The organism is Pantoea sp. UYEF8, from assembly GCF_040546285.1.
Classification (GTDB): Bacteria; Pseudomonadota; Gammaproteobacteria; order Enterobacterales; family Enterobacteriaceae; genus Pantoea; species Pantoea brenneri.
This window is the reverse complement of sequence record NZ_JBEPNM010000001.1, coordinates 350,514-365,554: the sequence shown is the minus strand read 5'-3', so window position 1 is coordinate 365,554 and position 15,041 is coordinate 350,514. Positions and strand designations below refer to the sequence as shown.

The 15,041-nt window shown below is 56.2% G+C and carries 17 protein-coding genes; 11 read left to right on the top strand and 6 right to left on the bottom strand.

Annotated features, from left to right (window positions below; all coding sequences use genetic code 11):
* Window positions 1-24: 24 nt before the first annotated feature.
* Window positions 25-630 (bottom strand): undecaprenyl-diphosphate phosphatase, encoded by a 606-nt coding sequence (ybjG, locus tag ABIB18_RS01810; RefSeq protein WP_031377009.1) that lies wholly within the window; start codon window positions 628-630, stop codon window positions 25-27.
* 408 nt (window positions 631-1,038) lie between these two features.
* Window positions 1,039-2,727, bottom strand: coding sequence for an aspartate:alanine antiporter (locus ABIB18_RS01805; protein WP_046288424.1), 1,689 nt, complete (start codon window positions 2,725-2,727; stop codon window positions 1,039-1,041).
* Between the two features lie 258 nt (window positions 2,728-2,985).
* Between ABIB18_RS01805 and ybjM the strand changes: the two genes are divergently transcribed.
* Entirely contained in the window at window positions 2,986-3,351 is a 366-nt protein-coding gene (gene ybjM, locus ABIB18_RS01800) for an inner membrane protein YbjM (RefSeq protein ID WP_046288423.1), read from the top strand.
* Window positions 3,352-3,469: 118 nt separating this feature from the next.
* Here ybjM and ABIB18_RS01795 read toward each other — a convergent pair whose 3' ends face one another.
* Entirely contained in the window at window positions 3,470-3,733 is a 264-nt protein-coding gene (locus ABIB18_RS01795) for a GrxA family glutaredoxin (RefSeq protein ID WP_031377006.1), read from the bottom strand.
* A gap of 255 nt (window positions 3,734-3,988) precedes the next feature.
* Here ABIB18_RS01795 and ABIB18_RS01790 point away from each other — a divergent pair, with 255 nt between their 5' ends.
* The 10 genes from ABIB18_RS01790 to rlmC all read left to right on the top strand — a co-directional run bounded on the left by ABIB18_RS01790 (window position 3,989) and on the right by rlmC (window position 12,758).
* Window positions 3,989-4,240 carry a DUF1418 family protein gene (locus ABIB18_RS01790; RefSeq protein ID WP_159223734.1) on the top strand — a complete coding sequence of 84 codons (252 nt, stop codon included), beginning with the start codon at window positions 3,989-3,991 and terminating at the stop codon, window positions 4,238-4,240.
* 16 nt (window positions 4,241-4,256) lie between these two features.
* The gene (nfsA, locus tag ABIB18_RS01785) at window positions 4,257-4,979 is read left to right on the top strand and encodes an oxygen-insensitive NADPH nitroreductase (protein WP_031377004.1); all 723 of its coding nucleotides are present in this window, start codon (window positions 4,257-4,259) and stop codon (window positions 4,977-4,979) included.
* Window positions 4,980-5,000: 21 nt separating this feature from the next.
* Window positions 5,001-5,903, top strand: coding sequence for a 30S ribosomal protein S6--L-glutamate ligase (gene rimK / locus ABIB18_RS01780; RefSeq protein WP_046288422.1), 903 nt, complete (start codon window positions 5,001-5,003; stop codon window positions 5,901-5,903).
* 86 nt (window positions 5,904-5,989) lie between these two features.
* On the top strand, window positions 5,990-6,469 hold the full coding sequence (locus tag ABIB18_RS01775; RefSeq protein ID WP_031377003.1) for a YbjN domain-containing protein: 480 nt from the start codon (window positions 5,990-5,992) through the stop codon (window positions 6,467-6,469).
* Between the two features lie 386 nt (window positions 6,470-6,855).
* Window positions 6,856-7,965, top strand: a complete 1,110-nt coding sequence (gene potF / locus ABIB18_RS01770; protein WP_031377002.1) for a spermidine/putrescine ABC transporter substrate-binding protein PotF — start codon at window positions 6,856-6,858, stop codon at window positions 7,963-7,965.
* 123 nt (window positions 7,966-8,088) lie between these two features.
* Window positions 8,089-9,222 carry a putrescine ABC transporter ATP-binding subunit PotG gene (gene potG / locus ABIB18_RS01765; RefSeq protein WP_031377001.1) on the top strand — a complete coding sequence of 378 codons (1,134 nt, stop codon included), beginning with the start codon at window positions 8,089-8,091 and terminating at the stop codon, window positions 9,220-9,222.
* Window positions 9,223-9,231: 9 nt separating this feature from the next.
* Window positions 9,232-10,194 carry a putrescine ABC transporter permease PotH gene (gene potH / locus ABIB18_RS01760; protein WP_031377000.1) on the top strand — a complete coding sequence of 321 codons (963 nt, stop codon included), beginning with the start codon at window positions 9,232-9,234 and terminating at the stop codon, window positions 10,192-10,194.
* Window positions 10,191-11,036 carry a putrescine ABC transporter permease PotI gene (potI, locus tag ABIB18_RS01755; protein WP_031376999.1) on the top strand — a complete coding sequence of 282 codons (846 nt, stop codon included), beginning with the start codon at window positions 10,191-10,193 and terminating at the stop codon, window positions 11,034-11,036. Before potH ends, potI begins: the two co-directional genes overlap by 4 nt.
* Window positions 11,037-11,111: 75 nt before the next feature.
* Window positions 11,112-11,579: a YbjO family protein gene (locus tag ABIB18_RS01750; RefSeq protein WP_031376998.1), complete on the top strand. Its 468-nt coding sequence runs from the start codon at window positions 11,112-11,114 to the stop codon at window positions 11,577-11,579.
* Window positions 11,580-11,627: 48 nt separating this feature from the next.
* Entirely contained in the window at window positions 11,628-12,758 is a 1,131-nt protein-coding gene (rlmC, locus tag ABIB18_RS01745) for a 23S rRNA (uracil(747)-C(5))-methyltransferase RlmC (RefSeq protein WP_031376997.1), read from the top strand.
* Window positions 12,759-12,796: 38 nt separating this feature from the next.
* Here the strand turns inward: rlmC and ABIB18_RS01740 are convergent, their stop codons facing one another.
* The 3 genes from ABIB18_RS01740 to artQ all read right to left on the bottom strand — a co-directional run bounded on the left by ABIB18_RS01740 (window position 12,797) and on the right by artQ (window position 15,037).
* Window positions 12,797-13,528 (bottom strand): arginine ABC transporter substrate-binding protein, encoded by a 732-nt coding sequence (locus ABIB18_RS01740; RefSeq protein WP_031376996.1) that lies wholly within the window; start codon window positions 13,526-13,528, stop codon window positions 12,797-12,799.
* A 124-nt stretch (window positions 13,529-13,652) separates the two neighbouring features.
* Window positions 13,653-14,321 (bottom strand): arginine ABC transporter permease ArtM, encoded by a 669-nt coding sequence (artM, locus tag ABIB18_RS01735; RefSeq protein WP_354473562.1) that lies wholly within the window; start codon window positions 14,319-14,321, stop codon window positions 13,653-13,655.
* Complete coding sequence (gene artQ, locus ABIB18_RS01730) at window positions 14,321-15,037, bottom strand: arginine ABC transporter permease ArtQ (RefSeq protein ID WP_046288421.1); 717 nt, start codon at window positions 15,035-15,037, stop codon at window positions 14,321-14,323. The genes artM and artQ overlap by 1 nt, the downstream gene beginning before the upstream one ends.
* Window positions 15,038-15,041: the final 4 nt, after the last annotated feature.

The following is a 15,041-nucleotide window of genomic DNA, read 5'->3' as shown; positions in this document are numbered from 1 at the left end:
GGGACGCCGCGGCGTCCCTTCTTTTTAATCCTGAGTCCAGCCTTTACGAATCGGCAGGGCAAACAGCGATCGGTAGAGCGGATTAATCACCGCCAGCATCCGCTCGCCGTAGATCTGCCAGGCCAGATGGGAGGCCAGACAGCTCAGTAAGCCAACCAGGAAACCGCCCAGCATATCCATTGGCCAGTGGACGCCAAGGTAGATGCGCGACCAGGCGATGGCGATACCGGCCAGCATCAGAATCACCCCTGACCACAGGCGATGCCAGAAAATAAAGGCCAGCGCAAAGGTGAAGATAGTGGTGCCGTGATCGCTGGGGTAGGAATCATCCGCTGCGTGGTGCAGGAACTGATGGCCGAGTCCAATCGCGAACGGGCGAGGGTGCGGTAACAGCTGGCCGACACACCAGGAAATCGCCAGCGCATACAGTAAAGCCATGCCGGTTTTTAGCACCAGCACCCGCTGTGAAGAGACCTGGTCGCGTGGTCCCCACAGCCACAGCGCGACGATTAACAGCGGCACGATGGCAATCAGATCTTTGGCGATAAAGGTTGCCAGTTGCAGCAGCCAGGCGGGTGACGCAGGCGTGGCATTGATGGCGATAAACAATGAGCGGTTTAACTCTTCCATTATAGGGGACATTCCTCTGCAAACAGGCCGCCAGTCAACGGCTACGCTACCCGCACGGGCAGACACAGACTGACTACAGCGGCAAATCAAACGTCAGCGACAACGCGCTAACCAAAATATTCAGCACAAATTGCTAACAGCACCGGCGCACTATCCTGCTTTTTACCCTGGGTTTCGTCCATAGCAAGGCTCTTAATCTGCTCACGGGTTGCCTGACTGTTTAAGTTTGACAGCCGGACAGCCGCGCTTTAATCCGGAGTGGGGGCGTCATGGCGGAAAAAAGGGCATAAAAAAACCCGCCGGGAAAAAGACCAGCGGGCTCCACAATTTGGGGATTTCAAAGAAAAGCAGTGGCACTTATTCAGACTACCCCTTAACAAAAAAGTTCTGGACGTATACAAAAAAATTTTATAAGGGCAAAAGCGGCCAGATAATCACGATCAGCGTACCCGCCAGCGTCAACAGCACGTTAGCAATGGCGTAAGTTCCGGCGTAGCCCAGCGCCGGAATATTGCTGCGCGCGGTGTCACTGATAATCTCCATCGCCGGCGCGCAGGTGCGGGCGCCCATGATGGCCCCAAACAGTAACGCGCGGTTCATTCGCAGTACGTAGGCACCAAACAGATAGCAGATAATCACCGGGATCAGGCTGACCAGTAGTCCACACAGCAGCATCAGCGCACCCTCACTGCTGACGCCGTGATTGATACCGCTGCCAGCGCTCAGCCCCACGCCGGCCATAAACACCATCAGCCCGAACTCTTTCACCATGGTGAGTGCGCCCTGAGGGATGTAGCCAAAGGTCGGATGGTTGGCGCGCAGGAAGCCGAGCATAATGCCGGCAAACAGCAGGCCGGCAGCGTTACCGAGGCCAAAACTAAAGTTGCTGAACTGAAAGGTAATCAGACCAATCATCAGGCCGACGATGAAGAAGGCGCAGAAGGCCAGCAGGTCGGTCATCTGGCTATGGATAGCGATAAAGCCAATGCGATCCGCCACGCTTTTAACCCGTCGCGCTTCGCCGCTGACCTGCAATACATCGCCTTTATTCAGCATGATGCTGTCGTCAATCGGCATCTCAATCTGGCTGCGAATCACCCGGTTAAGGAAGCAGCCATGATCGGTGAGATTAAGCTTGCTGAGCCGTTTGTTCACTGCATTGTGGTTTTTCACCACAATCTCTTCGGTCACAATTCGCATATCCAGCAGATCGCGGTCAAACACCTCTTTGCCGTTACGGAAGCTGGGGTCGAGACGGGCGTGCGCATCGGGATAACCGACCAGGGAGATGTCGTCGCCGAGTTGCAGTACCGCATCGCCATCCGGGCTGGCGAGAATACCGTTACGGCGGATGCGCTCAATGTAGCAGCCGGTCTGGCGATAGATACCGAGTTCACGCAGGTTTTTGCCGCCGCTCCACGCCACCAGTTCCGGGCCGACGCGGTAAGCACGGATCACCGGTAAAAACACCTTGCGCTGGCTGTCAGCATCCAGCCCGCGCTCGCGAGCGATCTGCTGCGCGCAGGTGGGCAGATCCTGATGCTGCAGGCGCGGCAGGTAACGCGCGCCAAAGATCAGGCTGACCAGGCCAATCAGATAGGTCACGGCATAGCCGAGACTGAGCTGATCCTGCATCAATCCCAGCTGTTTGCTGTCGCTGATACTTTGCCGTAGCGTATCGCCGGCACCGACCAGCACCGGCGTTGAGGTCATTGAGCCCGCCAGCATGCCCGCCGTCAGGCCGATATCCCAGCCAAACAGCTTACCGAGCCCCAGTGCCATAATCAGCGCGCTGACCACCATCACGATAGCGAGCATGAAATAGTTTTTGCCGTCGCGAAAGAATATCGAGAAAAAGTTGGGACCGGCCTCGACGCCAACACAAAAAATAAACAGCATAAAGCCGAGACTTAATGCGTCGGTATTGATCGTAAAGTGCTGCTGGCCTAATAACAGGGAAACCACTAATACGCCGATCGAATTTCCCAGCTGAACCGAGCCAAGACGCAATTTCCCCAGGCAGAGCCCGAGCGCCAAAACGACAAATAATAACAAAACGTCATTTCCACTTAACAATTCTGCGACGTTAATATTCACTGTTTAACTTCTTGTTTACGTGTAACCTGTTGAAGAGAGGCTTGTTTTTCGCTATCTTGAGCAAGCCGTCGGGGGTGCGTTGTATCAGTGTTGCAAATGCGACCGGTGTAACGGCGGCTATTCTAATCAGAAAAATCTTCCTCAGCCATTGGCTAATTTCATTCGTTATCAAAACGAACTGTTTCTTTTTATTTCCACCTGAACGCAGCAGGGATACAGGCAAGTTTTATCCGGGTAATTTTTAGTCAGTGAGGTGTTATGCCGCAGCGTTCTTATCTCTGGACGATCCGCCTGTGTGGGGTGGTGCTTTATAGTCTGGTGTTTGTTTTTACCTGCCACTTCTGGCAAACCGGTCCTGGCCCGTTGCATGGTCAGCCTGAACTGCTGCTGTTTATGCTGCCTGGTATCGTGATGGCCTTGATGCAGGTGGAAAGTCCGTTAAAAAGTACCTTACTGATGGCGCTGTGGGGCACCCTGGTGGCCGTGCTGCTGTTAAATAATACGCTGCTGGTCCATGCCAGCGGGCTGTTTGTGGTCGCCTGGAGCGTGAGCGCCATGTTCTGGGCTGGCTGCGGTGCGCTGTTGGTGCGCCTGATGCAGATAGTGATGGCCTCGCTGAACTAAAGCGGCCCCGGCCCGGCATAAAGGGCCGGGGCTGAGAAACAGTCAGACGCTGCCCAGCAAAAAGGCGAGACCGGTAACCGCGTCTCGCCTTTTTCATTACCCAGCCTGCAGCCGCTAATTAAGCGACAAAGCCCAGGTTTTCTTTGGTCCATGCGGCGAATTCGGTGTAGCCGCCGACGTGTTTATCATCCAGGAAAATCTGCGGCACGGTGGTGACTGGCTTACCGGCGCTGGCTTCCAGATCGGCTTTAGTAATGCCTTCTGCCTGAATATCCACATACTGATAGCTAAAATCATCACGCTCAGCAGTGAGTTTATCCGCCAGCTCTTTAGCACGGACACAATATGGGCAGCCCGGACGACCAAAAATTACAGCAATCATGAAGAACTCCTTGCAGCGTGGTGCGTGATCTACATCACACAATAAAACTGAGAATGGCAATCATGATGCCCGCTCGTATCGCTTAAAGGAAGCAGGATTTGCCTGTTAGTCTGATGCCCGCCACCTATAGCGGCTGGAACCTTGTTATCAGCCGGGCGGCGTTTTTTCTGTCCGTGGCTCACCCTGAACGGTGGGCAATTTGCGGGTTGTTAACCATAATTGACGCTCAATAACCGGCTAAGGCAGGAGAGGACGATGCAGAATGTCGCCAGATTACCCCGCACCGTGTTGGTGCTGGAAGCGCTTGGCGGCCTGATGATTCTGGCCGCACTGCTGCTGGTGAACCGCTGGCTGCCCGCGCCCGGCACGCTGGACGTCAGGACGCTGGCGACCGGGCTGTTTATCGCGGGTATTGTTTTGATGCTGCCCGCCGCCTGGCTATTAATGTGGCGCACCGCAAAAGCGATCGCGCCGCAGTTGTTTAATCACACTGACAAAAAAAGATAATGTTGCTGGAGACTTTATGACACCGACCATTGATTTACTGTGCAGCCACCGCTCTGTTCGCGCCTTCACCGACCAGCCCGTCAGCGAGGCGCAGCGTGAAGCGATTATTAATGCGGCGCAATCGGCGTCCACATCCAGTTTTTTACAGTGCTCTTCTATTATTCGTATCACTGACCGTGCGCTGCGCGACCAGTTGGTCACCCTGACCGGCGGTCAGTCGTGGGTGGCAGATGCACCCGAGTTCTGGGTGTTCTGCGCTGACTTTAATCGTCACCTGCAGATCTGTCCGGATGCCCAGCTGGGCCGCGCTGAACAGCTGCTGCTCGGCTGTGTCGATACCGCGCTGATGGCGCAGAATGCCATGGTGGCGGCCGAATCGCTGGATCTGGGTGGGGTGTTCATTGGCGGTATCCGTAACAACATCGCCGAGGTAACCACTCTGCTCGGCCTGCCAAAATTTGTGTTGCCGCTGTTTGGTTTTTGCCTGGGCCATCCTGAAACCCGCCCGGATGTGAAACCGCGCATGCCGCACGCAATGCTGGTGCATGAAAACCGCTACCAGCCGCTCGATCCGGCGGTACTGGCGGACTATGACAGCCGCACCGAGCTTTACTATCAGCATCGTGACAGCAACCAGCGCAGCGAAACCTGGAGCGAACTGATTCAGCGTCTGATTATCAAAGAAACGCGCCCGTTTATGCTGGATTATCTGCATCAGCAGGGCTGGGCAACGCGCTAAGCTAACGGCGGAGAACGGACGATGAAAATAGCCATTCTGTCGCGCGATGAAACGCTTTACTCCAGCCGGCGGCTGCGTGAGGCGGCCGAAGGCCGTGGCCATCAGGTGCAAATCATCGATCCGCTCTCCTGCTACATGAACATCAATCCCGCCTCGCCCGCCGTGCACTACTGCGGTGAACCGCTCGGCCACTTTGATGCGGTCATTCCGCGCATCGGCTCTCTGACCACCTTTTACGGTACGGCGGTGCTGCGTCAGTTTGAGATGAGCGGCAGTTACCCGCTGAATGAGTCGGCGGCGATCACCCGCGCACGTGACAAGCTGCGATCGCTGCAGCTGCTGGCGCGCGAGGGAATCGATATGCCGGTCACCGGCTTTGCTTCCTCGCCGGACGATACCGAGGATCTGATCGCCATGGTCGGCGGCGCGCCGCTGGTGGTCAAACTGGTGGAAGGCACCCAGGGCATCGGCGTAGTGCTGGCCGAAACGCGCCAGGCGGCGGAAAGCGTTATCGATGCGTTTCGCGGTCTGAATGCCCATATTCTGGTGCAGGAGTTCATCAAAGAGGCGGGCGGCCGTGATATTCGCTGTCTGGTGATTGGCAATCAGGTCGTGGCGGCGATTGAGCGGGTGGCAAAAGAGGGCGACTTTCGCTCCAATCTGCACCGTGGCGGCAAGGCGTATCCGGTCACTATCACTGAGCAGGAGCGGCAGATTGCCGTCAAAGCGGCGACCACGCTGGGGCTGGACGTCGCCGGGGTCGATATCCTGCGTGCCGCTCGGGGTCCGCTGGTGATGGAGGTCAATGCCTCGCCGGGTCTCGAAGGGATCGAAACCAGCAGCGGTCTGGACATTGCCGGGCTGATGATTGGCTGGATTGAGCAGCAGGCTATCCCCGGGCTCCGTCCTAAAACCGCGGGCTGACACGCGCTTTTCAGCGGTTTTCGTGGCATCGACGCGCATTTTTCCGTAAGCTAAGTCGCCTGTTTATCACCCCATGGGATTTTACGATGGATTCTCTTGTCGTTCCGGATATCGACCTGTTGCGTCGCTGGCTGGATCAGCAAAATATCACCTGGTTCGAATGCGATGCCTGTCAGGCACTACATCTGCCGCATATGCAAAACTTCGACGGGGTGTTTGACGCCAAAATCGATCTGGTCGACAACGTCATTCTGTTTTCGGCGCTGGCTGAAGTGAAGCCCACGGCGCTGATTCCTTTGGTAGGCGACCTGTCGCAAATTAATGCCAGTTCGCTGACGGTGAAAGCGTTCATCGACATTCAGGATGATAACCTGCCGAAGCTGATTGTCTGTCAGTCAATGACCATCACCGCAGGGTTAACCTTTGGTCAGTTCTCTCACTTTATGAAACAGAGTGAAGAGCAGATCTCAATGGTGATCCTTGAGGCGTTTGCTAACAATCTGCTGATGATTGGTGAAGAGGAAGAGCATGTGCCGGTGACCAGCGTGCACTCCGTGCTGCACTGATCAGACCCGATTGCCCGTTAAGCCGTCCCTGTGACGGCTTTTTTTATGTCCGTCGCACCGGATAGCTATAATTTTTTATTCTGCACTTTGCCCTTTAGTGCCAGATATTTGTCGTTCTTTATGCCAGTAAAGCCGAACCTCATAGCTTAAACATGCATAAAATATCGCTTTTAGGCGTTTTTTACGCTGAGGTCTGGTGCAGTCTGAGTCGGGGGGCTATTCTTGCGGGGCTGTGACAGCCGCGTAACTGCGCCACAGCTAATGGTTTTTGCTATTACACTTCCGCTGAATAATGATTCATTGTGTCACTGACCTTACACACAGAACGCAACGTATGGATCACTGGTTTGCAGCGTTGTGATGACCCGCTCAGGAGGATGGAAAACATGTTCAACCAACGTCAGAAATGGTTGTCAGGTGTGGTAGCTGGCGTGCTGATGGCCGCGTCTGCCAGCACCATGGCGGAAGATAAAACGCTGCACGTTTATAACTGGTCTGATTATATCTCGCCAGATACCGTGCCGAACTTTGAAAAGCAGTCCGGCATCAAAGTGGTCTACGACGTGTTTGACTCCAATGAAGTGCTGGAAGGCAAACTGATGGCTGGCAGCACCGGCTATGACGTGGTGGTGCCATCCTCCAGCTTCCTGGCGCGTCAGCTGCAATCCGGCGTGTTCCAGCCGCTGGATAAGAGCAAACTGCCTAACTATAAAAACCTCGATCCGGCGCTGATGGAAAAAGTGGCGCAGCACGATCCGGGCAACAAATACGCCATTCCTTACCTGTGGGGCACTACCGGTATCGGCTACAACATCGATAAAGTCAAAGCGGTACTCGGCGCAGATGCACCGGTTAACAGCTGGGATCTGGTGATGAAGCCAGAAAATCTGGAGAAGCTGAAAAGCTGTGGCGTCTCTTTCCTTGATGCGCCGGAAGAAATTTTCGCTACCGTGCTCAACTATCTGGGTAAAGATCCGAACAGTTCTGACGCCAAAGAGTATTCAGGCGCGGCCACCGATCTGCTGTTGAAACTGCGTCCGAACATTCGTTATTTCCATTCGTCGCAGTACATCAACGATCTGGCTAACGGCAATATTTGTGTGGCGATTGGCTGGTCAGGTGACATTCTGCAGGCGAAAAACCGGGCCGATGAAGCCAAAAATGGCGTGCATCTCGGTTACAGCGTGCCGAAAGAGGGCGCTCTGGCCTTCTTCGACATGATGGCAATTCCGAAAGACGCGAAGAATCTTGATGGTGCCTACGCCTGGCTGAACTACATCATGGATCCAAAAGTGATCGCGGATGTCTCGAACAAGATGAACTACGCCAACGGCAATAAAGCTTCGCTACCGCTGATCAATGCTGACGTCCGCAACAACCCAGGCATCTTCCCGACGCCAGAAGCGATGTCGAAATTGTTCGTGCTCAAAGTTCAGGATCCGAAACTGGATCGTGTGCGTACCCGTGCATGGACTAAAGTAAAAAGTGGTAAGTAATTCGTTCTGAACGGATTGACTGATTACTCATCAGCAACAGAGGCGCAGTGTCGGCCTCTGTTGTGCCATTTTTAGCGGCGGATTTTGCCGCGATGTTCCGCCTGGCTCCGGAGAGATACGTTAGTGAACGATGCCATTCCCCGTCCTCAAAATAAAACCGCAAAGGCGTTAACGCCGCTGCTGGAAATTCGCAATCTGACAAAATCGTTCGACGGACAGCATGCTGTCGATGATGTCAGTCTGACCATATACAAAGGCGAGATTTTTGCCCTGCTGGGCGCGTCGGGCTGTGGCAAATCCACGCTGTTGCGGATGCTGGCGGGTTTCGAGCCGCCGACCAGCGGCCAGATTGTGCTGGATGGCCAGGATCTGTCGCACGTCGCCCCTTATCAGCGGCCAATCAATATGATGTTCCAGTCTTACGCGCTGTTTCCGCACATGACGGTGGAGCAGAATATCGCCTTTGGTCTGAAGCAGGATAAGTTGCCGAAGGGCGAAATCACCAGTCGGGTGGCGGAAATGCTGGCGCTGGTGCATATGCAGGAGTTTGCCAGGCGTAAGCCGCATCAGCTCTCCGGCGGTCAGCGTCAGCGTGTGGCGCTGGCGCGTAGCCTGGCGAAACGGCCTAAGCTGCTGCTGCTGGATGAACCGATGGGCGCGCTGGACAAGAAGCTGCGCGATCGCATGCAGCTGGAGGTGGTTGATATCCTCGAGCGGGTGGGCGCAACCTGCGTCATGGTTACCCACGATCAGGAAGAGGCGATGACCATGGCGGGCCGCATTGCCATCATGAATCGCGGCAAGTTCGTGCAGATTGGCGAGCCGGAAGAGATCTACGAGCATCCGACCAGCCGCTACAGTGCCGAATTCATCGGCTCGGTGAACGTGTTTGAAGGGCTGCTGCGCGAACGTCAGGCGGATGGTCTGGTTATCGACAGCCCGGGGCTGATGCACCCGCTGAAGGTCGACTCCGATGTCTCGGTGGTGGATAACCTGCCGGTTCACGTCGCGCTGCGTCCCGAAAAAGTGATGCTGTGCGATGAGGTGCCAGCCGATGGCTGCAACTTTGCCGTCGGTGAAGTGGTGCATATCGCCTATCTCGGTGACCTGTCGATTTTCCATGTCCGTCTGCACAGCGGACAGATGATCAGCGCACAGTTGCAAAACGCGCATCGCTACCGCAAAGGGTTGCCGACCTGGGGCGATGAAGTCCGCCTCTGTTGGGAGAGCGACAGCTGCGTGGTGTTGACGGTTTAAGGAGGCGCCATGAGCCAGATTTTCCAACGCAGCAAAGCGCCGGCCCGGCTGGTCGGCACGCCGCTGCAACGCTGGGCCACGCGAATTAAAATGCAGCACGGCCGCAAACTGGTGATCGCTTTACCCTATGTCTGGCTGGTGCTGTTCTTCCTGCTGCCGTTCCTGACGGTGCTAAAGATCAGCTTCGCTGACATTGCGCGCGCCATTCCACCCTATACCGAACTGGTCAGCTGGGCGGACGATCAGTTCAGTATTGTGCTGAACTTTGCCAATTACCTGACGCTGACCGACGATCCTCTCTACGTCGACGCCTATCTGCAGTCGCTGAAAGTGGCGGCCATCTCGACGGTGATTTGCCTGCTGGTGGGCTATCCGCTGGCCTGGGCGGTGGCGCACAGCAAGCCGTCGATGCGCACTATCCTGCTGCTGCTGGTGATCCTGCCGTCGTGGACCTCCTTTCTGGTGCGGGTCTACGCCTGGATGGGGCTGCTGAACAATAACGGTATCCTCAACCGTTTTCTGCTGTGGCTGGGCGTGATTGATCATCCGCTGGTGATCCTTTACACCAATACCGCGGTCTATATCGGCATCGTTTACTGCTATCTGCCGTTTATGGTGCTGCCGATCTACACCGCGCTGACGCGTATCGACTACTCGCTGGTTGAAGCGTCGCTGGATCTGGGCGCGCGTCCGCTGAAAACCTTTTTCAGCGTGATCGTTCCGCTTACCAAAGGGGGGATAATCGCCGGTTCGATGCTGGTGTTTATTCCGGCAGTCGGTGAGTACGTGATCCCGGAACTGCTCGGGGGTCCGGACAGCATTATGATTGGCCGTATTCTGTGGCAGGAGTTCTTTAATAACCGTGACTGGCCGGTCGCGTCGGCGCTGGCGGTCATTATCCTGCTGATCCTGATTCTGCCGATCATCTGGTTCCATAAGCATCAAAACCGTGAGATGGGGGAGAAGGCATGAACAATTTGCCGACCATTCGCTCGCCCTGGCGTACCGGGATTCTGGTCTGCTGTTTCCTGTTCCTCTATGCGCCGATGCTGCTGCTGGTGGTTTACTCCTTCAACAGCTCACAGCTGGTGACGGTATGGGACAGCTTCTCCTTCCACTGGTACCGGGTGCTGTTTCAGGATAGCGCGATGATTGACGCGGTGATGCTGAGTCTGAGTATCGCCGCGCTCTCCGCCACCATGGCGGTGGTGCTGGGAACCCTGGCGGCGGTGATTATCGTGCGCTTCGGCCGTTTCCGTGGCCATAACGGCTTTGCGTTTATGCTGACCGCACCGCTGGTGATGCCCGACGTGATCACCGGGCTGTCGCTGCTGCTGCTGTTTGTGGCGATGGGCAACGCCTTTGGCTGGCCGAGCGAGCGCGGTATGCTGACCATCTGGCTGGCGCACGTCACGTTCTGTACCGCCTATGTCGCCGTGGTGATCAACTCGCGCCTGCGCGAACTGGACCGCTCGATTGAAGAGGCCGCGATGGATCTGGGCGCAACGCCGCTCAAAGTGTTCTTCGTGATTACCGTGCCGATGATTGCTCCGGCTATCGTCACCGGCTGGCTGCTGGCGTTTACGCTGTCTCTCGACGATCTGGTGATTTCCAGCTTTGTGACCGGCCCTGGCGCGACCACCTTGCCGATGGCGATTTTTGCCACCGTGCGGCGTGGCGTCAATCCGGAAATCAACGCGCTCGCCTCACTGATCCTGTTCGTGGTCGGTTTAGTCGGTTTTATCGCCTGGCGGGTGATGGCACATGAAGAAAAACAACGTTTAAGCGATATTCAGAAAGCTAAACGTGGCTGAAATCCGTAACATTTGCCACTATAACAACGGGCTGGTTTTACCGGCCCGTTTTTTGATCAGGTGGAGTCACGGACTATGTCAGAAATCCTTAAAAGCAGCCGCACGTTGACCGAGGCACCGGTTCCGGTCACCGTGGCGGGCATTGCCATTATCGCGACGCGCTGCCTGAGCGTGCTGATGCTGGCAAATGAGCTTGGCTACAGCGAGCTCGCCAACTTTGTCCACCGCAGCGCCCAGGCCTGGGACTCAACCTTTATCTTTGTCGCCAGCCAGCTGATCTTCCTGTTCGAACTGCGCTGCGCCTTTACCCTGATGCGCGGCAGCAACCGGGGACGCTGGGGCTATGTCGCCACCCAGGTGATTGTGCTGGGTTATATGCTGATGGCCTCCATGGGCTGGATCTATCCGGAGATATTCAGCATTGATGGCGCGAATAATGTCCAGATCGTCCATCACACCCTGCTGCAAAAGCTGCCGGATCTGCTGGTGCTGCTGCTGCTGTTTCTGCCGCTCAGCAGTCGCGCATTTTTCAGCAAGCGATGATACAATCGCGCTCCGCCCGACCTCTCCACCGTGAATACAGGCTTTCCCATGCATTGCGCGCTCTATGACGCTAACCGTTGCCGCTCCTGCCAGTGGCTGGAAAAACCCTATACCCAACAGCTGACTGACAAACAGTCATGGCTGGAACAGCTGCTGGCCGATCGGCCGGTGGCGCAGTGGTTGCCACCGATCACCTCGCCGCAGCAGGCGTTTCGTAATAAAGCCAAGATGGTGGTCAGCGGTAGCGTGGAGCGTCCGGTGTTCGGCATGGTTCAGCGCAATGGCGAGGCGGTTGATCTGTGCGACTGCCCGCTCTATCCAGCCAGTTTTCAGCCGGTGTTTGCTGCGCTGCGGCCGTTTATCGCCCGCGCCGGGCTGACGCCATACAACGTGGCGCGCAAACGGGGCGAGCTGAAATATCTGTTGCTGACCGGCAGTAGTCAGGGCGGCATGATGCTGCGTTTTGTGTTGCGTTCGACCACCAAGCTGGCGCAACTGCGCGCGGCACTGCCGGAGCTGCAACAGCAGTTGCCACAATTGACGGTGATCTCCGCCAATATTCAGCCGGTACATATGGCGATTCTGGAAGGGGAGCAGGAGATTGCGCTGACGCCAGCGCAGTCGCTGGCCGAAAATTTTAACGGCGTGCCGCTGTGGATCCGTCCGCAAAGTTTCTTCCAGACCAATCCACAGGTTGCCAGCACGCTTTACGCCACCGCCCGGCAATGGGTGCAGCAGCTGCCGGTCACCAGCATGTGGGATCTGTTCTGCGGCGTCGGGGGATTTGGCCTGCACTGCGCCACGCCAGAGATGACGCTGACCGGCATTGAAATCAGCGCCGAGGCGATTAAATGCGCCCAGCGTTCAGCGCAGATGATGGGACTGGAAAAAGTGCAGTTTGCTGCGCTGGACTCGACCGAATTTGCCACCGGCCGGGACGCGGTGCCACAGCTGGTGCTGGTTAACCCACCGCGACGCGGCATTGGCGCTGAACTGTGTGATTTTCTTAGTCAGATGGCACCCGATTATCTGCTCTATTCCAGCTGTAACCCACAGACGCTGGCAGAAGACGTAGCCCGGCTGAATGATTATCAGATTAGCAAGGTGCAGCTGTTTGATATGTTCCCGCACACCGCCCATTTTGAAGTGCTGGCGTTGTTAACCCGCCAGCCGCGCTAAGCGTAAGACGGGCTCAGACACTGAGCCCGCATCTGCATTTACTCAGGGAACCACTGCTGGTTAATCTGCTGCCAGCGGCCATTGGCTTTCAGTTCGGCGAGGGCATGATTAAAGCGATCGCGTAATTCGGTGTTGCCTTTGCGCACCGCAATGCCGAGGCCGGTGCCGAAGTAGTCTGCATCGGTAACGTGCTCGCCGACGGTTGCCAGATCGCTGTTGGTCTTCAGCCACTGATTCACCACGGCGCTGTCACCAAACACCCCATCCAGACGCCCATTCTTCATATCCAGAATCGCATTCTGATAGCTGTCATACGCCACCACCGTCACCTCAGGATGTTTTTCCTGCAGGTATTTCTGATGGGTGGTGCCGTTCTCGACACCAAGACGCTTGCCCTTCAGGGCGGCAAAATCACTGAACTGGCCTTTGCGGGCGATCACGATTGCGGAGTTGGCGTAGTAGGGCTGGGTAAAATCGACCTGCTTGCTGCGTTCGGCGGTGATGTCCATACCGGAAATAACCGCGTCATAGCGGCGGAACTTCAGCGAAGGGATCAGGCTGTCGAACGCATTGTTGGTGAAGGTGCAGTCGGCCTTCATCTGCTGGCAAAGCGCCTTCGCCAGATCGATGTCGAAACCGACCAGCTGATTTTCACGATTCAGCGATTCAAACGGCGGATAAGTCGCCGAGGCGGCGAAGCGAATTTTATCAGCGGCCTGGGCGCTGAGGGCCAGCGAAGCCAGCGTGGCGGCAACAATCCATTTTTTCATTATACGACTCCTGTAATCACAACCTGTTCACTACTCTGAGAGCTGCTTACCCTGCCAGATAATGAATTTTTATGCAATCGTTGTGATTGTCCAGGCGTATCAGGCGAGCGGGCTCGCCTGACCATCAGTTACGGTGTTCAAAGGCCAGTGCGCGTTTCTCGATCAGCCGCATCATCAGCGTCAGCACCCCGTTAACACACAGATAAACCAGCCCGGCGGCGGCATACACCGTGACATCATAGGTGCGACCGTAGAGCAGCTGACCGTGGCCCATCACTTCCATCAGGGTAATGGTATAGGCCAGCGAGGTGCCTTTAAACACCAGCACCACCTCATTGGAGTAAGAGGAGAGGGCGCGCTTAAATGCATAAGGCAGCAGAATACGCAGCGTATCTTTGCGGTTCATGCCGAGTGCAGCGCAGGCTTGCCACTGACCGGACGGAATAGCCCGCACCGCGCCGTAAAAAAGTTGGGTGGTGTAAGCCGCGCTGTTGAGCGACAGCGCCAGCATGGCGCACAGCCACGGCTGCGACAGCAGGTGCCACAGCCAGGGGATCTGCTGGATCGAGGGAAACTGTCCCGGACCGTAATAGATCAGGAAGATCTGCACCAGCAGCGGCGTGCCGGTAAACAATGTGATAAAGCCTTTTACCAGCGGATTAAGCACCGGCGTTTTCAGCGACAGCACCACGGTGAACAGCAGCGCCAGCAGCAGCGCCAGCACCAGCGAGGCCGCGGTCAGCGTCAGGCTGGTGTGTAATCCTTTCAGTAATTCGGGCAGATACGCCAGCATCAGCTGTTCCCCCGTTCAAATCGGGTGGTGCGCAGCTCAATGCGGCGCAATACCGCCTGGCTGAACAAGGTGATCACTAAATAGATAGCCGCAGCCACCAGGAACCAGGTAAACGGCTCCTGAGTTCGTGTGGCGATACTTTTGGTTTGCAGCATCAGGTCGTTGACGCTGATCAGCGACACCAGTGCGGTATCTTTTAGCAGTACCAGCCACTGATTGCCGAGTCCTGGCAGGGCATGCCGCCACATCTGCGGCATAATCAGACGCAGAAATATCGCCGATTTTTTCATTCCCAGCGCCTGACCCGATTCCCACTGGCCGATCGGCACTGCTTTCAGCGCCCCGCGCAGGGTTTGTGAGGCGTAGGCGGCATACAGCATCGCCAGCGCAATCACGCCGCACAGGAACGGACTGACGTCGAAGTTTTCAATTTCTACCTGAATGGGTAACTGAAACAGGCCGAAATTGAGGGTGAAACCGTCGGAGAGGGTCAGCAGCAGCTGAGAGGCGCCAAAGTAGATAAACAGCACAACCAGAATTTCCGGCAGACCGCGGATCAGGGTGACCAGACCGGTGCCGATCCACGCCAGCGGTTTCCAGCGCAGCGACTCCCAGCCAGCGAAAATCATCGCCAGCACCAGGCCGGCGATAAGCGCACAAACGGCAAGGCCGACGGTCATGCCGGCGGCGCTTGCGAGTGGGATCATTTCATTCATCAGA